The 18,547-nt window shown below is 64.9% G+C and carries 16 protein-coding genes; 7 read left to right on the plus strand and 9 right to left on the minus strand.

Features of this window, described 5'->3' with window-relative positions:
- Window positions 1-3: 3 nt before the first annotated feature.
- Together HXX15_RS13525 and HXX15_RS13530 are read right to left on the minus strand one after the other, a co-directional pair.
- Window positions 4-732, minus strand: coding sequence for a hypothetical protein (locus tag HXX15_RS13525; protein ID WP_296516579.1), 729 nt, complete (start codon window positions 730-732; stop codon window positions 4-6).
- On the minus strand, window positions 729-1,298 hold the full coding sequence (locus tag HXX15_RS13530; protein ID WP_296516580.1) for a sigma-70 family RNA polymerase sigma factor: 570 nt from the start codon (window positions 1,296-1,298) through the stop codon (window positions 729-731). The genes HXX15_RS13525 and HXX15_RS13530 overlap by 4 nt, the downstream gene beginning before the upstream one ends.
- A gap of 442 nt (window positions 1,299-1,740) precedes the next feature.
- Between HXX15_RS13530 and HXX15_RS13535 the strand changes: the two genes are divergently transcribed.
- Window positions 1,741-2,886, plus strand: a complete 1,146-nt coding sequence (locus tag HXX15_RS13535) for a GGDEF domain-containing protein (RefSeq protein ID WP_296516581.1) — start codon at window positions 1,741-1,743, stop codon at window positions 2,884-2,886.
- A 38-nt stretch (window positions 2,887-2,924) separates the two neighbouring features.
- Window positions 2,925-4,043, plus strand: coding sequence for a DUF2336 domain-containing protein (locus HXX15_RS13540; RefSeq protein ID WP_296516582.1), 1,119 nt, complete (start codon window positions 2,925-2,927; stop codon window positions 4,041-4,043).
- 23 nt (window positions 4,044-4,066) lie between these two features.
- Here HXX15_RS13540 and HXX15_RS13545 read toward each other — a convergent pair whose 3' ends face one another.
- From HXX15_RS13545 to HXX15_RS13565, 5 genes are all read right to left on the minus strand, one after another.
- Entirely contained in the window at window positions 4,067-4,528 is a 462-nt protein-coding gene (locus tag HXX15_RS13545) for a copper uptake system-associated protein (protein ID WP_296516583.1), read from the minus strand.
- Between the two features lie 89 nt (window positions 4,529-4,617).
- A complete protein-coding gene (locus HXX15_RS13550) occupies window positions 4,618-6,816 on the minus strand; it encodes a TonB-dependent receptor (RefSeq protein WP_296516584.1) in 2,199 nt (732 codons plus the stop codon).
- A gap of 55 nt (window positions 6,817-6,871) precedes the next feature.
- Complete coding sequence (locus HXX15_RS13555) at window positions 6,872-7,255, minus strand: hypothetical protein (protein WP_296516585.1); 384 nt, start codon at window positions 7,253-7,255, stop codon at window positions 6,872-6,874.
- 100 nt (window positions 7,256-7,355) lie between these two features.
- Window positions 7,356-7,994: a DUF1109 domain-containing protein gene (locus tag HXX15_RS13560; protein ID WP_296516946.1), complete on the minus strand. Its 639-nt coding sequence runs from the start codon at window positions 7,992-7,994 to the stop codon at window positions 7,356-7,358.
- Between the two features lie 2 nt (window positions 7,995-7,996).
- Entirely contained in the window at window positions 7,997-8,542 is a 546-nt protein-coding gene (locus tag HXX15_RS13565) for a sigma-70 family RNA polymerase sigma factor (protein WP_296516586.1), read from the minus strand.
- Between the two features lie 289 nt (window positions 8,543-8,831).
- On the opposite strand from HXX15_RS13565, the gene HXX15_RS13570 reads away from it, so the two are divergent.
- Complete coding sequence (locus HXX15_RS13570) at window positions 8,832-9,455, plus strand: hypothetical protein (RefSeq protein ID WP_296516587.1); 624 nt, start codon at window positions 8,832-8,834, stop codon at window positions 9,453-9,455.
- A gap of 110 nt (window positions 9,456-9,565) precedes the next feature.
- Window positions 9,566-10,345 (plus strand): enoyl-CoA hydratase, encoded by a 780-nt coding sequence (locus HXX15_RS13575; protein WP_296516588.1) that lies wholly within the window; start codon window positions 9,566-9,568, stop codon window positions 10,343-10,345.
- 20 nt (window positions 10,346-10,365) lie between these two features.
- Here HXX15_RS13575 and HXX15_RS13580 read toward each other — a convergent pair whose 3' ends face one another.
- Window positions 10,366-10,644: a hypothetical protein gene (locus HXX15_RS13580; RefSeq protein WP_296516589.1), complete on the minus strand. Its 279-nt coding sequence runs from the start codon at window positions 10,642-10,644 to the stop codon at window positions 10,366-10,368.
- A 301-nt stretch (window positions 10,645-10,945) separates the two neighbouring features.
- On the opposite strand from HXX15_RS13580, the gene HXX15_RS13585 reads away from it, so the two are divergent.
- Window positions 10,946-11,809, plus strand: coding sequence for a substrate-binding domain-containing protein (locus HXX15_RS13585; RefSeq protein ID WP_296516590.1), 864 nt, complete (start codon window positions 10,946-10,948; stop codon window positions 11,807-11,809).
- A complete protein-coding gene (locus HXX15_RS13590; RefSeq protein ID WP_296516591.1) occupies window positions 11,806-14,184 on the plus strand; it encodes a GGDEF domain-containing phosphodiesterase in 2,379 nt (792 codons plus the stop codon). The genes HXX15_RS13585 and HXX15_RS13590 overlap by 4 nt, the downstream gene beginning before the upstream one ends.
- A gap of 414 nt (window positions 14,185-14,598) precedes the next feature.
- On the opposite strand, the gene HXX15_RS13595 is transcribed toward HXX15_RS13590, so the two are convergent.
- Window positions 14,599-15,993, minus strand: a complete 1,395-nt coding sequence (locus HXX15_RS13595; RefSeq protein ID WP_296516592.1) for a CoA transferase — start codon at window positions 15,991-15,993, stop codon at window positions 14,599-14,601.
- A 346-nt stretch (window positions 15,994-16,339) separates the two neighbouring features.
- On the opposite strand from HXX15_RS13595, the gene HXX15_RS13600 reads away from it, so the two are divergent.
- The gene (locus HXX15_RS13600; protein ID WP_296516593.1) at window positions 16,340-18,547 is read left to right on the plus strand and encodes a SulP family inorganic anion transporter; all 2,208 of its coding nucleotides are present in this window, start codon (window positions 16,340-16,342) and stop codon (window positions 18,545-18,547) included.

Raw genomic sequence — 18,547 nt, forward strand, 5'->3', positions numbered from 1 at the left:
GCGCTATGGCGCGGGCAATGCGAGGCTGACGATCTTCTCGTCCTGCAGCCGATTGATCAGGGCGGCCGTGTCCTGCTTCGACAGCGACTGGCCGCCGAATTGCAGCCTGAAGATGCCGCCCTTGCCGCTGTCGATCACCGAAGCCTGGTAGCGGTCGAGCAGCGCTGTGATCTCGGCGGCGCGCGCGTCGGGCGCAAATCGCACAAAGGCACGCGGCGCGGGCTCAACACCGAGGCTGCGGGTAATCGGCTCGGCCTGCCGCGACGCCGGCGCTTCCACCGGCCGCGACTGGTAGGATGCGACCTGGAAGGCTCCGGTCTGCGGCCAGAACAGCATCGCGCCGATTAGGCCGGCCTGCAGTAGCAGCGCCAGCCCGGCCAGCGAGGCCGACCAGACCAGCGCCTGCGGCGACAGACCGGCAAAAAATCCTGCGAACCGCGCCGACAGCCCGGACGAGGCCGACGCGCCGCGCGCCGGCTCCGCGTCGATCGCCGCGAACAGCTTCTGCATAGCCCGCGGCGACGGCCCGCCCAGGCTCTCATTGAGTTCGATGGTCGCGGAATATTCCTCCTGGATCGCCGCGTATTGCCTGGCCAACGCTGGATCGCGGGCGAGCGCGTCGTCGACCCGACGGGTGTCGCGTGCGTTCAAGGTGCCGGCGGCGCGCCAGGGTAACAGCGCCTCGATCTCCCCGGGATCCTGCTCCAGCATTTTCCTGCTCATCGCCATCATGGCCAGCCTCGCTCCACGCCGGCTGCCTGGAGCAGTTCGGCCAATTTCTTGCGCGCATAGAACAACCGGGTCTTCACGGTGTTCTCCGGAATCCCGACGATCTCGGCGACCTCCTCCACGGATTTCTCGTGGTAATAGACAAGGTCGACGATTTCCCGATGGTCCGGCGAAAGCGACGTCAGGCACTTCCGCAGCGCTTCGCCCGTGTCCTTCTTCTGCACCGCCACTTCCGGATTGTCGGCCGTGTCCTCAATCGCAGCGGCGTCCTCGTCATCCAGTTCAGCATCCTTGCGGCGTCGCAGCGCGGACAGCGCCTTGAACCGAGTGATCGCCAACAGCCAGGTGGAAACCGCGGAACGGCCTTCGAACTTGCCGGCCTGGCGCCAGACATCAAGGAAAACCTCGCTGATGAGATCCTCCGCGAGCTGTTCGTTCCGCACCAGCCGTAGCCCGAAGCGAAAGACCCTGACATGATGCCTGCCGTACAGAACCTGCATCGCGGCACGGTCGCCTTGAGCAATCCGGGCGATCAGAACGTCGTCCGCATCGGCTTGCGTGGTACTCACTGGCCGTCTCGCAAAGTTGGTCGGTTTGATCGGGCAGAAGGTTCGACGGGCAAAGGCAAAATCTTCCTGTTAGCCGGCTAGGCGCGGCGCATCTGTGAGGTAGCGCACAGAACCGATCCATCAGCGTCGGCGCGTTTCGATCCCCGAGCTCGCACATGCCGCAACTGGCACCAGCCCTGAGCGGGCGACTCGAATTGCCTGGCCGGCGAAGCCCCTGGAACCTTATCAAGCCTCCGCCCGCTTAGCAGAATTTGCACGATATATCCGCAGCAATTGCCGACTGTCGCTCACCCAGCGCCCTGGTTTTGCCAAAAGGTACAATTTTGCAGCCAAATCAATGGTGTAACGAAACGGAGCGTGACCCAGCAAGATATGTTGGATACCAAACCTAAAGGCTTTGCCGGTAGCTTTCGGGAACTGAGTTCCACCCTTGCGGGGCCCCATGGGCATGACGGCCGCCATTTCTAGCGCCATTGCTGACAATTTCGACGGTGCGGACCAGGTTCGGACACTGGCGGTTCGCGCTCGGCGTGGCCGGCAGCGTCGCCAGATGCTGGACCTGATCGGTCTCAGCTATGTGGTCGATGCCGGCATCTTGCTGCTTTATGCCTATGCGGGGACCATCCCGGTCACGGTCGGACCGGCGTTTGCAGCCTGCGGCCTGATCGCGGTGGCGGTCTTCATAGCGCTGTCGGAAGCAGGGTTCAACGACCGCTTCAAGGATCACTATTTCGTGGTCCAGCAGGCGATCGTTAATCTGCTGGTGATGCTGTCCTTCGCCTATGCGGTGCCGGAAGTCGGCTTCATGTTCCTGTGCACGCTGTTCGTGGTGTTCAGCTTCAGTTCGCTGCGCTCGACCCCGCGCCAGACCGTGGTGGCCTGGGTCGCGATGACCATCGCGCTGGCCGTGCTGTTCATGCTCACCGACCGGCCGCTGTCGATGCCGCACGGCTCGCCGCTGGAGCGCCTCGCCACCACGCTGGTGATCGCGCTGTCGGTCGGGCGCTGCATGTTCCTCGGCATCATCTCCAGCACGCTGCGTGAGTCGCTCTACAAGCGCGGCGTGCAGCTCAAGGAAGCCTATGAACGGATCGAGCAGCTCGCCGAACTCGACGAGCTCACCGGATCGTTCAACCGCCGCTGCATCATGCGGATGCTGGACAACGAGATCGCGCAGGCGGAACGCACCCATAGCCCGCTGTCGGTGGCCTTGATCGACCTCGACTGGTTCAAGCGCATCAACGACACCCACGGCCACCCGACCGGGGACGAGGTGCTGCGGACCTTCGCGATCACGATCTTCGCCAACATCCGCAACCTCGACAAATTCGGCCGCTACGGCGGCGAGGAATTCCTGCTAGTGCTGCCGAACACCGCACACGACGAGGCGGTCTTCATTCTCGAGCGGCTGCGCGCGATCGTCGCCGATCTGGACTGGAGCGCGTTCTCGCCCGGCATGTCGGTAACGATTTCCGCCGGCCTCGCGACACTGATGCAGGACGAATCTCCCGACGCATTCCTGGCGCGCGCCGACAGCGCGCTTTACACAGCCAAGGACCGCGGACGAAACCAGATCGCCAGCGCCTGAGAAAATGGCGTACCGAAACAATGCTCCAGGATAGAGTGATGAGTTCCAGATCAAATAGTTCCGCAGCAAGCCTGCTCGATGAGTTGCAGACCACGCTGGCACACGGCACCGTGGCGCGCCGGGTGGAAACCCTGCGCCGCGTCACCGACCTCTTCCTCGACGGAGTCGTCGACTATTCCGACGATCAGATCGCGGTGTTCGACGACGTCTTCAACGCCATGGTCCAGCAGATCGAAACCCAGGCGAAAGCCCTGCTGGCGCAGCGCCTCGCGCCGATCGCCAAGGCGCCGCCGCGTATCATCCATCACCTGGCGTTCGAGGATCTGATCGAGGTCGCAGCGCCGGTGCTGTCGCAGTCCGAACAGCTCGACGACGCCACATTGATCGCCAATGCGCGCAGCAAGAGCCAGGGCCACATGCTGGCGATCTCGACCCGGCGCGCGCTGAGCGGCGCGGTGACTGACGTGCTGGTCGAACTCGGCAACGAGGAGGTCGTGCACAGCACCGTGAAGAATCCGGGCGCGCAGTTCACCGACAACGGCTATTCCGCGCTGGTGGCCCGCGCCGAGAGCAACGACGCGATCGCCGTCGAACTCGGCCTGCGGCCCTCGATACCGCGCGCGCAGTATCTGAAGCTGATCGCCGTGGCCTCGGCATCGGTGCGGCAGCGGCTGGAGGCGGCGAACCCCAAGGCGGCGGCCGACGTGAGCAATGCAGTCCGACAGGCGACCAGACTGGCGCGGTCGGCGCCCGGCACGATCAACCGCGAGACCACCATCGCCCACGGCCTGGTGCGGTCGCTGTACGAAGACGGCCGGCTCGACGAGCGCATGATCGCAAACTTCGCGAACGACGGGAAATTCGACGAGACCAACGCGGCGATCGCCTGCCTGGCCCATGTCACGGTAGAAGTCGCCGAGACGATGATGGTCGAATCCCGCGACGAAGGCGTGCTGATTCTGGCCAAGGTCGCGGGTCTAACGTGGTCGACCGTCAAGGCGATTATCGACATGCGCGACGACCTGGCGGGCATGAAATCGACCGATCTCGACGAATGCCGCGTCACCTATGAGCGGCTGCGGACCTCGACCGCGCAGCAGGTGCTCCGCTTCCACCGGATGCAGCAGGGCGCCGCCGCCTCGGCGCCGGCGGCGTAGGCGGAATTGCTCGAAGCCGGTCGCTAGCGGCGATGATGGCGGTCGCTCGACGCTGGCTGGCCTTCAGCAGCATCCATCATCACCAGTCCTTCGAAACGGGAGAACATCGCGACGGCCGCCGGGCTCAATGTCGCTTCGCTCGCCGCCAGATCGCGCTCCAGCCGAACGGCATCGTCCGCCGCAACGCCGGCCCGTTTCAGCGCGTCGCGCGATCTGATGGCATCGCCGGCGCACAGCACCACCGCCCATCCCGCCTGGGTCCGACGCAGCAAGGCGCGCCCGCCCATATCGCTCTGCGACCAGTCGGCGATCGCATGGTTTCCTGCCACGACAACGGGGGCGATGCTGAGCACCGCCCCCGGCTTGTCGAACATGCCTCGCAGCAAGCGGGAAATTGCCATCTCGTCGGCGGTTTCGGCGCGGACGACTCCGGCCGAGAGAAAGAAGATCGCCACGACAAGGCGATATCGATTCGCGATCACCATGAACTCCTTGGGCGTGCAACCGGGACGATCCACCGCCGGTCGTGATCCCGGCGCCCGCAAGGACGCCAGGATCGTTTCGCATTTGCCGATTACCAGCGCGCCTTGACGCCGGCATAGACCGCGCGACCGCTGCCCGGTTCGAACAGCGCCGATCCCGCATTGGCGCGATCGATGATGCTGGCGGAGGCGATATAGGCCTTGTTGGTGAGGTTGCGCCCCTCGATGTAGATCGAGTACGGCCCGCCATTGTCGACGCCCGCCTTGAGGCCGAGCAGCGCATACGGCTCGGTCGTCAGCGTATTCGCGCTGTCGACATAGTAGGCTTGCGGCACCCATTCGAGATTGGGACCGATGTAGAAGCCGTTCGAATTCTTGTAGAGCAGTTCGGCCCGCAGATAGTGCCGCGGGGCGCCGGGCAGCTGATTGTTGCCGAAGCGGGCATCGTTGTCGAAGCGGAAGTCGTTCAGCGTGTAGGCGAGATTGAGCCAGAGCTTGTCGGGCTGCGGGCCGGCGTCGAACAGGCCCTTGAAGAACGCAATACCCAGCCCCGCCTCGATGCCCTGGTGCACGGTGCGGTCGGCATTGGTGACGTTGCAATTGCCGAACGCGCTGTACAGGCAGAGCAATTCGTCCTTGATCTCAGCGCGATAGCCGGTCAGTTCCCATGTCAGATCCGGCCGCTTGCCACGGGTGCCGAGCTCATAGGTGGTGGCGCGCTGCGGCCGGATGCTGGTGAAGGGGATGAACGGGATTCCCGGCCCCGACGAGCTTTCGCCGAAGCTCGGCACCTCGGCGCTGCGCGAGATATTGCCGAACGCTTGCCAGGTCGGATCGATATTCCAGAGCAAGCCGGCCTTCGGGCTCCACAGATCGAACGACGTCGAACCGGACTGATCGCCGTCAACGAGGAAACGGTCGGCACGATTCCGCGTGGCGTGCAAGAACTGCGTGCCGGCAACGGATGCAACTGTCGGCAGGAAGTAGAACGAATCCTCCAGATACAGCGAGGTGTTCTTCGAATTGTCGATCGACGATGACAGCAACGCGCCCTTCTGGCCGGCGACGTTGGCGTATTGCTTGTTGTCGATCTGGCCGTTGACGACGTTGACGCCGGCGATCAGCACGTTGCGAAAGCCGCCGATATTGCGATCGTCGGTGACCTTGGCGAAGCCGCCATAGTCCTGGTAGCGATAGTCGAGCCACTGGAAGATCGGATGCATCAGATGGCGGTCGAGGCCAAAGGCGCCGACATCCACCGTGGTGTTCTCGAACCGGATCGTGGTCTTGTTGGCGAGCCGCACGGTGTCGATGTTGCGCTGCTGATCGAGCGCGATGTTGCCGGCGGCTGCGGTTTCCGGAGAATTCAGCGCCGAGGCCTTGGTGACGCTGCCGGGAATGCGCTGCCGCACCTCGTTGGCGTTGAGATAGAACCGCGTCTCTATGTCGGGCGAGATCTGGTAGCCGACATTGCCGCTGACGCGGGTGGCGTGGCCGTCGCTGTGATCGCGAAAGCCGTCGGTGGCCTGCGTCGAGGCGGTGAGGAAACCGTCCCACGGCCCGTTGGCGCCGCCGGCATTGGCCTGCAGCCGCCGGAAGCCGAACGCGCCGCCGTCGATGCTGACGCCGTTGACGAACGGATCGCGGCCGGTCGGCGTCACGAAATTGATCGCGCCGCCGAGCGAATTGGCGCCGAATTGCAGCGCGTTGCCGCCCTTGTAGACGGCGACATATTTATACGCGGTCGGATCGATCTCCTGGAAATCGCCATAGCCGTCGGCGGTGTTGATCGGGATGCCGTCCATATAGAGCTGCACGCCGCGCAGATGGAAATTGCGCGACAGGCTGGAGCCGCGAATCGACAGCCGCGTGTCGTCGCCCCATTTCGGCTGCGCGAACACGCCCGGCACGTAGTCGAGAATGTCCTTGATGGTGTTGGCGACAGTGGAGTTTTTGTAGGCCTCGGCCGGCACGATGGCGACGCCGCCGGGGGTCTGCTGGATGTCGCGCAGCGCCTGCTGCACGGTGAGCACGGTCAGCGACGGTCCTCTAGCCTGATCGCTGGCCTGCGGCGCCACCGGCGCCGGATTGCGAACCCGCGATGCCCGGGTGGCGCGCGCGGCGCTGCGCTGCGGCTGGCGCGCGGCGGCCGCGCGTTGCTGCTGCGGAGCGTCGACGGTCACGGCCGGCAGCGACGGCTGCGGACCGGTTTGGGCGAAGGCGGAGACGGACACGAGAACGGCGGCAGATGCCAGCATGACGCTGCGCATCCGCATGAACGCGGAAGACATAGGAGAACCCCAACTACTGATGTGACGGTGAAGCGAGCGCGAAAAGCGCGGGTCGTCAGATCAGTCGCGGTGGACCGCGGGGCTGGTGGTCATGGGTCGGATCGGGTGCGACGCGCGGCGTCTCGAACGTCGGTTGCGGCGCCACCGCAATGGCGACGCGGCCGAGCAGGACCGGCTGCGCCGGCGGCAACGCACCGGCGACGTGATTGCCGACGCAGATCGGGCAGCGGACCGTGGCCGACTTGGCGGGCTTGCCGGCATCATCCAACGCGGCGGTCGCGTCGCCGCCATTGAGGCAGAATTCATGCGCGGCGGCGAAAGCTGGCGGCGATAGCGACGCCAGCAGCGCGCTGGACAGGATGACGTTGAGCACAAGCGCATAGGCGGCGGCGAAGGCAGCCGCCGTTCCGATCCGTCTCTTGCGCGAAAAAAGCCCCAAATCCGCCATCCCTTAACTTTTGGTTAACATGGCCGGGAGGCGATTCAAAGTCATTTGCAGCAGGCCGCCAGATCGCGGCCCGTCAGCGCGCGCCTTGCAATCAATACCGCAGCAATTTCGCGCCCGCCAATGCGCCGATCGCGGCGACCAGCGCGGCCGACAGCGTGTACCAGGCGGCGACGAACAGCGGCGAATCGTCGTTGCAATGCGCGGCATAGAGCGTCGCCGCCAGTCCCGCCGATACCAGACCGGCGAGCGCGCCGGCCAGCGCCGGCCGCGCCGGAGCGCCGCGGCGCAGCGCCAACAGCGCCGCCGCCAGCAACGGCAGCGACAGCAGCGGAATCGTACTCACGCACAGCATCGCATTGTTGCCGACCAGCCGCCGCATCATCGGTTGCCGCTGCGGCACCATCATCTCGGCGCCGATCGCAAGCGCCAGAACCGCCACCGGAATCAGCAGCAGCAGGATCCAGCCCTGCGCCGAAGCCTCGGGCCGCGACAGATGCAGGCTGACCGCGACCGCCGACATTGCCAGCGCCAGCGTCACCACGAATTTGAGATCGAAGAACGGATTATGCATCGCGGTCATGATGTCGGGGCGCAGGCCGATGGTCGACAGCAGCATCGCAGCCGAAACCGGGATCGCGACCAGCAGCGACGCCGCCAGCACCGGCGCGACCGGCATGGCACGGTTGCCGGCGTCGGCCGCCAGCGATTGGATCAGCCTGTCAGTGTCCATGCTCATGTCGACCTCAATCTGGCTGCAAGCGCCGACAGCCCGCGGTGCAGGGCGACCCGCACGGCGCCTTCGCTCATCGACAATTTGTCCGCGGTCGCCTTGATCGATGCGCTCTCCACCGCGATCGATTGCAGTACGTCGCGTTGCCGCGGCGGCAGCGCCTCGAGATGCTTGGCGACCTCACCCGGCGGCAACGTCTCCGCCACCGGCTCGCTCGGGATCGTCTCGGCGAAATCGTCGATATTGACGAACACCCGGCGGCCGCGACGGCGTAGCGCGTCGATCAGCTTGTTGCGCGCGATCGCGAACAGCCACGGCGCGAACGGCGCGGTCGGGTCCCAAGTCTGTCGTTTCAAGTGCACGGCCAACAGAATATCTTGCACGATGTCCTCGGATTGATCGACCGGTTGCCCGGCTCGCGCCAGCCCGCGGCGCGCCGCGGCCCGCAACACCGGCGCGACAGCCTTGAGCAGGCGGTGATAAGCAACCGTGTCCCCTGCATTCGCCGACCGCATCAGGTCGGTCCACTCGTCGTCACGTCCGCGCACACGCGCTCCTACAAGCCAGTTCGGCCCGATTGTCAGATTGTTACCGCTATCGGCACGATCACGAAACTGTGATCTGCCAAAAAAGGATCGGTTTCAGCACGCCCGAGCCACCGGCGACCGGACCCTCCCATAGCATCGTTCGGGCGGCAGGAGCCACCTCCGCCGCGGCGTCGGTCTGCAGTTGCCCCGGTTTTGCCGTGGATCAGCGAAGAATCCCCTTGTTTTGGCCCCGCTGGTGACACGCCGCGCGTGTGTTTGGGCGCAGGGGCTGGCAACTGGGGAGATTGCCATGAAGTTCAAAGCCAGCGGGCGCTCGGCATTGATCATCGCAGCAGGGTTGTGGATTTGCTTCTGGGGACCGTTGCAGATCACCGAGAGCGCGGCCGCGTCGCCGGAAGTTTCCGGCGCAGCGGCGAAGATCAAGCACGCCGCCGCGCCGGTGGCGGCCAAGAAGGTCGCCAAACACAGGCACCGGCATCTAAAGAAGGATGCCTCGGCCAGATCGCGCAAATCCGCCGAAGCAGCAGCCAAAACGGAGTCCAGCGACGCTCCAGCCACCGCGACCCGCGACGAGCAACTGCCACCTGCGGTCGCCAATGCCAATGCCCAACTGCCTGCGGCCAATGTCGCCGCCGGCGAGCCCGCGTCGGCGAAGGTCGTCGGCCAAGGCGATGCGCAAACCGCGCGACCGGTTGGGTCGGCCGCTAACGCCGAGATCGTCGCCTCCGACCAATTGAACGAACTCGATCTCGCGGTCGCCGACGAGAAGCCCAAGCTGGTTGCCCCGCCGGCCGAGGTGAAGCCCGCCAATGACGACGACGCCTGGAGCAAATCCTCGCTGATCGGCAAGATCTTCATCGCGTTCGGCGGATTGCTGACGCTGGCCTCCGCGGCTCGGATGTTCATGGCCTAGGGTGCGCGGCGACACGCGGAATTCCGCCGGCGTCACCCACCTTGAACCCGGTCGCGCCAGCGGGCACATTGCGCGCGGCCGCGGTCGGCCGCGCAGCGTGGGAATTGAACATGAGCAGCTTCGAATACATTATCGTCGAGCGCAAAGGCGCGGTCGGTATCGTCCAGCTTAACCGGCCGAAGCTGCTCAACGCTTTGTCGTTCGGGGTGTTCGGCGAGATCGCCGCGGCGATCGACGAACTCGAGGCCGACGACGCGATCGGCTGTATCGTGCTGACCGGCAGCGAAAAGGCATTCGCCGCCGGCGCCGACATCAAGGAGATGCAACCGAAGACCTTCATCGACATGTTCAACAGCGATTTCGCCAGCATCGGCGGCGACCGCGTCGCCAAATGCCGCAAGCCGACGATCGCCGCAGTGTCAGGCTACGCGCTAGGCGGCGGCTGCGAACTGGCGATGATGTGCGATATCATTATCGCCGCCGACACCGCCAAATTCGGGCAACCTGAGATTTCGCTCGGCACCATCCCCGGCATCGGGGGAACGCAGCGCCTGACCCGCGCGATCGGCAAGTCGAAGGCGATGGACCTGTGCCTGACCGGCCGGATGATGGACGCCGCGGAGGCGGAGCGCTCCGGACTGGTCAGCCGCATCGTACCCGCCGACAAGCTGATGGAAGAAGCCGTTGCGATCGCCGAGAAGATCGCGTCGATGTCACGCCCGGCGGCGGCAATGGCGAAAAGCGCCGTCAATCGCGCCTTCGAGACCACGCTGACCGAGGGGATGGCGGTCGAGCGCGACCTGTTCCACGCCACCTTCGCGCTGGAGGATCGCGCCGAGGGGATGGCGGCCTTCATCGAGAAACGCAAGCCGCAGAACAAGAACCGCTGAACCGTCAGATTCGCGGCAGCTCAATGCAGCTTCTGGTAGTTGCAGGCTCGTTCGGTCGCAACTCCAGGCGCCCTGTGGCTAATCTCATCGAGCGGCGACGCGACGCGGTCGTGGCACTTCTGGATCTGCTTCGGCGGAAACGTCGGGCCGCGAACCTTTGTGACCGCCACGTTGGTGTCGCCCAAGGCACGGCCAGTCGCGGCGCAGATGAAATGCTGCTGCGAGCAGGCGAGACAGAACACAGCCTCATAGGTCAGCCGATCGGCTGACGGCGTCTCGGCCAGCCAAGTCTGGGTCATCAGACCAATTTGCGGACATCGGTAAACTAATAAGGTAGCCATATCGTGAATTTTGCACGCGATGACGGTGGGTTGCTTGACGCAGGTCAATCTCGATATGCGGTCTTTTGCCGCGCGACCTGTCGCCATACGGTCGCGTGCGAGAAATTGCCGGGCTCCGGAATCCGGAGTCCCGAATCGGACGTGCCAGAAATCTGAACCTCGTAGTTATACGCGCGGTTGAGTTGGCTCAATGTTAGCCCTTTGGGGCTACCTATTGCTCGCGGGCAACCGGTCCGTCGCTCTTGGAATGACAACCACCATGTCAGTCTCAGGTCTCAGGCGTCGCTTGGCGTGTCCGTCGCTGTCAGCCGCAAGGCTCTGCGGCTTCGCCGCGGGTGTCGTGTTTGCGCTCGGAATCGCACCGACCGACTCGCACTGCGAGACGCTGCGGACCGGCGGAACCGGCGCGGCGGTCGGAATGCTGCAGCAACTCAGCGCCGCTTTCAGCGCGCATGATCTCGACACCAAGCTCGAGGTGATTCCCGGTCTCGGCAGTTCAGGCGCGATCGCGGCCGTCGCCGACGGCGCGCTCGATTTCGCGGTCGCAGGGCGTCCGCTCAAGCCCGACGAGGCCGTCAAGTCACTGACCTCGGTGGTGCTCGCACGCACACCATTTGGGCTGGCGAGTTCGTATCCGGCTCCCGGCAACATCGCCAGCCGTGACATTGCGGCCTTCTTCCTGAATCCGACGGCGGCCTGGCCCGACAGCACCAGGGTTCGCATCATCCTGAGGACAAGGGATGACTCCGACACGTCAACCCTTGGCGCCGCCTTTGCAGGAATGCTGGCTGCGGTCGAGCAACTCAGGCAGCGTGCCGAAATTCCGATCGCGGTGACCGACCAGGACAATGTCCGGATCGCCCGGCAAGTCGAGGGGGCGCTGACGGCGGTCAGTCTGACCCAGGTCGTGACCGAGAGCCCCTACCTGCACTTCCTCGCAATTGACGGCGTCGAGCCGACGCTGGAGAATTTCGAGCGCGGCACCTACCCGTATGGCAAGGACCTGTTCATTGTATTCCCTGCGCGCAACAAACCCGCGATCGAACGCTTGGTCGCATTCATTCGATCCCCCGAAGGCGAAAAGCTGCTGCGTGAAACCGGCAATCTCGCAGCGCAGCCATGAGCGGGCCTGACCGCACTTCGATCGCCACCAACGCCCGGTCGTTGCGCAAGACCGTCAATGTCGTCGCGCTCGTCGTGGCATTGACGATCACGATTTCCGCGCCACTCGCATTTGGGCTGATCGGATATCAGATCGAAGCGACACGCGCGACGTTCAGGGCGGAGCTCAGCGCAAACCGTCTGGCTCGTTACATCTACCGCAGTCCCGAGATGTGGGAGTATCAACCGGCGCGTTTGGGCGAGCTGATCGAGCTGCCCGAAGCGCCGTTCAAACTCGGCCGAAACCGGATCGTCAATCGTGCCGGCCGAACGTTACTGGTTGAAGGCAACGGCGAGTTGCCGGCGCATTTTCTGATCACCCGGAGTTATCCGATCGTGGTTGCCGGCGTCACCGAAGGGATCGTCCAGTTCGACGCTGCTTTGGACCCGCTGCTGGAGCGAATTGGCATCGCCAGCCTGATCAGCCTGCTGCTTGGCCTGTGCAGCTATTTCGCGGTGCGCGTGTTCCCACTGCGAGCGCTCGACCGGACCTTGCGCGACCTCGAGCAGGCCAACGAGATCATTCACGACAAGAATACCAAGCTGGAAATCCAGAATCGCGCGCTGCGGGTGCGCGAACGGGCGCTGGAAACCACCAAGGCGGCCCTGAAACATCGCTCCAGCCAGTTGATCGAAGCTCAACAGCTCGGCAAGATCGGCGACTGGAGCTATCGGCTCGGCGAGACGCATGTCGACTGGGCGCCCGAAATCTACAACCTGCTCGGCTACGACCCCAGCTTCGGCTCCAGCCACGCCGCGGTGATGTCGATCTACGTCGGCGATGGCGCGCATCGGGTTCTGGAAGCGCAGGCCGAAGTGTTGCGGACCGGCCAGGTCAAGACTGTCGACGTCAAGGGCCGGCGCGGCGACGGATCGCTGATGGATTGCGCGGTGACCAGCAAGGCGATGACCGATGCCGAGGGCCGCGTCATCGGCTTCCGCGGCACCATCCAGGACATCTCCGAGCGCAAGCACGCCGAAGAGCAACTGGAGAAGCTTGCCTATTACGACCCGCTCACCGGCCTTGCCAACCGCGCGTTGTTTCATCGTCAGGTCAATGACGTGTTGCAGCGCTGCAGCCGCAATGGGACTGAAGCGGCGCTGCTGCTGCTCGACCTCGACCGTTTCAAGGAGGTCAACGACTCACTCGGCCACGCCGCCGGCGACGAACTCCTGACCAAGGTCGCAAATATGATTTCGCGCGTCCTGGGGAACGATCATTTTCTGTCCCGGCTCGGCGGCGACGAATTCGCGATCATCATGGCCGACTGTACGAACGCGTCCGCGGTCGAAGCCATCGCGACGGACGTGCTGACGGCGATCTCCGGCGCGATCCAGCTGGAGCGCGGCGAGGTCATGATCGGTACCAGCATCGGCATCGCCATGATGCCGCTCGACGGCGCCAGCCTGAACGACTTGCTGCGCAACGCCGACCTCGCGCTGTATCGCGCCAAGGAAGACGGCCGCGGTCGTTATCACTTCTTCGAGGCGGCGATGAACGCCCCAGTTCAGCACAAGATGGCGCTGAGCCGCGACCTGCGTCACGCGGTCAACGAGAACAGTGGGCTTTTCGTCCACTACCAGCCCCAGATCGAGCTGGCGACCGGCCGCGTCGCCGGATTCGAGGCGCTGATGCGCTGGACCCATCCGACACTGGGCAACGTTCCACCGTCGGAATTCATCCCGATCGCCGAGAGTTCGCATCTGATCTGCGATCTCGGGATATGGATTCTGCGCGAAGCGGCGCGGCAGGCCAAGGCCTGGCTCGACGCCGACGAGGCGCCGCGCCAGATCGCGGTCAACGTCTCGGCGGCGCAGATCTGGCACACCGACTTCGTCGGCGACGTCGTGCGCGTGCTCGAGGAAACAGCGCTGCCGCCGCATCTGCTCTGCCTGGAACTGACCGAGAGTCTGCTCGCCGACCACGCCGAGGGCCGAGTGCGGCGGGTGCTGATGGAACTGAAACGGCTCGGCGTCACGTTGGCGCTCGATGATTTCGGCACTGACTATTCCTCGCTCGGCTATCTCACCCAGTTGCCGTTCGACAAGCTCAAGATCGACCGCATCTTCGTCGACGGGATTTCCACCTCGGAGCGCGCGCGGAAATTGCTGCAGGGCGTGATCGCCCTTGGCCGCGGCCTTGGCATGACCATCGTGGTGGAAGGCGTGGAGCAGCCCGCGGAGATCGAAATCCTTCGCCGGTTTAATTGCGATATCATCCAGGGCTACGTGTTCGCGCGCCCGACTCCGGCCGTGCAGGCGCTCGGCTTTGCCCGCAAACTCGACGCCAGACCGATAATGGCCCCGCGTCTGGACGATTGGGCGGCAACGGCCTGACGGATCGGTTCACGGAATATCGGTGGTGGCGGCGTGAGGCGCACGAGATCCGCACCGGGCCAGGCTGATCCCGCTGAACCGCCACAACCGGAGCCGCGACGCACGATCGCGCGGCCGCGGGTCTGTACGCAGCAAACGGCAGCGACGATTACTACGCGTTTGCGCTACCGGTCGAGGATGCCCCATCGATCGAGGCGCCGACAACATAGCCGCCGTCGATGCCGTCAGCCGATGGCTCGACGGTTGGCGCTGCTCCCGGCCAACATGACTATCGTTCGCGGCGGCGCGGGAAAGACGAAATCGGCGCCGGTCGCACAATCTGGATCATCCGCGGCGCTCGAATCGCTTCGGCGACCGCCCCGATCGCCGGTCGCTCCTGCGACCTGTTACTAACTAGAATGGTGACAAAGCAGCCTAAGACGACGGCCAGCGCGGCGGATGGCTGCCCAGCGGCACCGCCGGACGCGCCCAACTGGCCGGCGTCCGTGACAGCGCCGCCGCATGGCGCACCGCGGACAACACGCCGAAGCCGGACTCGATCTGCTCGATGAAGGGGGTTGCCGCCTCGGCCTTGATGTCCTCGGCGGCCAGCCCGTCTTTGACCCTGCCCATGTCCCACAGCCATTTCCCGGTGCGCGCCAGCGACACCTGGACGTGCCAGCTGCCACCCTCGCGCGCCTGCCGCGCTTTGGCGATCATCGCGCCGAACGCCATCAGATAGCCGGTGGCGTGATCGAGTATCTGCGCCGGCAATTCCTTCGGCGCTTCGATGCCGGCGGCCTGTCCCTCGGCGTGATTGAAGCCGGTGGCGCACTGCACCAGCGAGTCGAAACCGCGCCGCTCGGCCCACGGCCCGGCACGGCCATAGGCCGACAACGACACCGAGATGATGCCGGGATTGATCCGCGCAGCGTCCTGCGGCGCAAAGCCGAGTGCGGCCAGCGCGTGCGGCCGATAGCCCTGCGAGAAAATGTCAGCGTCCTTGAGCAGGTCGCGTAGCGCCGCACGGCCGGCCTCTGTTTTCAAATCGGCAAAACTCGATAGCTTGCCGCGACCGGTGTCGATGGTGAGCCACGGAATCGCCGGCAGTTCCGGGCCGGAGACCAGCATGACGTCGGCGCCGTGCGCCGCCAGCGTGCGACCGGCGACGGGACCCGCGATCACCCGCGACAAATCAAGCACGCGCAATCCGGACAATGGTCGCTCGCCAGCCGGCCACGGCTTCGGGTCAGCCTCGCCGATCTTCTCGATCTCGACCAATGGCAGTGCGGCGAGTGCGGCGGCCTGCGGCAGCGCACGCCATTGCTCATATGAGCGCATCAACGCCACCACGCCGCCTTCGGCGTAGGCTGCGGTTTCGAAGGCTTCGCCGTCCCATTGCCGGAGCGCGGCCTGCACCGCATCGCGCTCTGGCTTGCAGTTCAGCACCTTGCAAACCGCGTCGCGATGCTGCGGGAAGTTGGTGTGCAGCCGGACGAAGCGGTTGTCACCGGTGCTATAGACTCCGGCGATCGGGTCCCACATCGGCGGCGGCGGATTGCCGTCGCAACGCAGATAGCGTTCAGAGCGGCATTCCACCGCGGCGTGGCGCATGTCGACCGAAACTTGTTGCGATTGCCCGCTGCGCAGCCGCCAGATCTCGGCCGCCGCCAGCCCCGCCGCGGCGATGCTGACCTGCGCCGCCACGCCGACCCGAAACGATGACGGCAATTGCGGCTCCTCGCCGGTCAGCGTAACGGCGTCGAGCGCCGCAAGCTCACCGCCGGAAGCAGTCCACAACTCGGCGAGAATATCGTGGGGGGATCGCATGATATAGCTTCTCTCAAGGCTCAAAAGCGGCCACGGGCGCCAAGTTTGCTGAAGTTTTTCTCCAACCTCTCCATAGCCCTCGGCTTGTCGCACCACCATGGAGGATTTCCGATGGCTGCTATCGAATAGGGCGGCTCGCCACTGTGACCGATTGGGCGAAGCCGGCGCTGAGCGTCGGAGTGAGGCCGTTGTCCGCGGGGGCGTTGTGGTTCCGGCACTCCTGCTCACACTTGGCGTGATGGCAGGTCAGGGACCTCCTGAAAATCGGGCGATGGCGGCTGGATGCCGGGGCGTTGATGCGGATCAAGGTGGGACCGCTGCACCCGGACCAAGCTTCACATTAGTCATGTCGAAGACGATACAGCCAGGTTCGGACGGTTTGATTGGCGATGCCTGGGGCGGCTTGGCTGGAATGCTGGTTGCGCTGCCCTCGTCGATTGCATTTGGCGTGCTGGTGTATTCCGGGATCGGGCCGGAGCATGCGGGCGATGGCGCCCTCGCCGGCGTGATCGGCGCTGCGACGCTCGGGATCATCGCGCCGCTGATTGGTCGCAACGGCGGTTTTATCAGCGCGCCCTGCGCGCCGGCGGCGGCCGTGCTGACCGCGCTCGCCGTGCAACTCGCCGGCGCAGGCCACGCGCCGGGACGAATCGCAGTGCTGCTGTCGCTCACCGCGCTGCTCGCGGCAGCGCTGCAGCTGTTCTACGGCACGATCCGGGCCGGGCGGCTGATCAAGTTCATTCCCTATCAGGTCGTCACCGGCTATCTGTCCGGCGTCGCGGTGCTGATCGCGACCGGGCAGATGCCGAAGCTGCTCGGCCTGCCCAAAGGCGTGCTGCTGGCGCACGGGATCATTTCGCCCGAGCTCTGGAACTGGACCTCGATCACGGTCGGCATCGTCACCATCGTGGCGATCTTCGTAGCACCCACCGTGATCCGCAAGGTCCCGGCCGCCATCATCGGGCTGCTCGCCGGCATCGCCACCTATTTCATACTCGCCGCGTTCGACCCGGCGCTGTTGAAGCTGGCGGGAAATCCGCTGATCATCGGACCGATCCAGACCGCCGGTTCGTTCGTCCAGATGATCGACGCACGCATCGACGGCCTGCTCGCCATGCACCCCGGCGATGTCGGCCCGATCCTCGTATCTGCCATCACGCTGTCACTGCTGCTGTCGATCGACACGCTGAAAACCGGCGTGGTGGTCGACTCGCTGCTGCTCAGCCGGCACGATTCGAATCGTGAACTGCTGGGACAGGGCGTTGCCAATGCGGCGGCGGCGATACTGGGCGGCATGCCGGGCGCGGGAACGATGGGCGCGACGCTGGTCAACATTACCAGCAACGGCCGCTCGTTCCGGTCCGGGGTGATCGAGGGCGTATTGGTGGTGGCGTCCTTCGTGCTGCTCGGAGGCCTGATCGCCTGGGTGCCGATCGGCGCGCTGGCCGGATTGCTGCTGGCGGTGGCGTGGCGGATGTTCGACAAGAGCATCTTCCGGCTGGCGCTGCGACGTTCGACGCGGCTCGATCTCGCCGTGATCGCCGCGGTGATGATCGTGGCGCAAATCGATCTGATCGCCGCCTCGGCCACCGGTATCGGCCTGGCGATCCTGCTGTTCATCCGCGACCAGGTGAGGTCCTCGGTGATCGTCCGCAAACTCGACCTGCGCACGACACGATCGAAGCGCCGGCGGCTCGGTGCCGAGAACGAGTTGCTGCTGCGCGACGGCGATCAGGCGATGGCGGTGCAGTTGCAGGGTAATCTGTTTTTCGGCACCACCGACGAACTGTTCTCTGAGCTCGAACCCGATCTGAAGACGCTGCGCTTTCTGCTGTTCGACCTGCGGCGGGTGCAATCGATGGATTTTACCGCCGCTCATCTGTTCGAACAGATGCGCGAACGGCTGAAGCAACGCGACGGCGAATTGCTGCTCAGCGGCATGCCGTCCAGCCTGCCGACCCGCTACGACATCGAAAACTACCTGGCTCAGCTCGGCCTGGTCGGCGCGCAAGGCGGCATCCGCACATTCGAGACGCACGACGCTGCGATCCAGTGGATGGAGGAACGTATTCTGGAAGCCGCCGGCTGGACGCCACACGGTGAAGCGCCACCGCTCGGTCTCGAAGGAATCGAGCTGTTGGCGGGCCTCGGACGCCATGAGATCGCAGCGCTTGCCGGCATCGTGACCGAGCTGTCGGTCGAGGCCGGCCGCCGCGTTTTCGCCGCCGGGGACCAAACCGATGAAATGTTCATGGTGCGGCGCGGCAGAATTCGCGCGTTGCTGCCGCTAACCGGCGACAAGCGGCACCACGTCGCCACTTTCGAGGCCGGCGACTTTTTCGGCGAACTGGCATTTCTGGATCATCAGGTGCGCTCGGCCGACGCCGAGGCTGAGACGCCGACAGAGCTCTACGTGCTCTCGCGCAGCCGCTTCGATGAACTGGCTCGCAACAACCCGGCGCTGTACGGCGAGATCTTCGAACGGCTGGCGCTGACGTTGTCGAAGCGGCTCAGGGTGGCGGACACCGAGCTGCGCGTGCTGGAACAGCGCTGA

The sequence above is a fragment of the Rhodopseudomonas sp. genome, from assembly GCF_013377015.1.
GTDB lineage: Bacteria > Pseudomonadota > Alphaproteobacteria > Rhizobiales > Xanthobacteraceae > JARJEH01.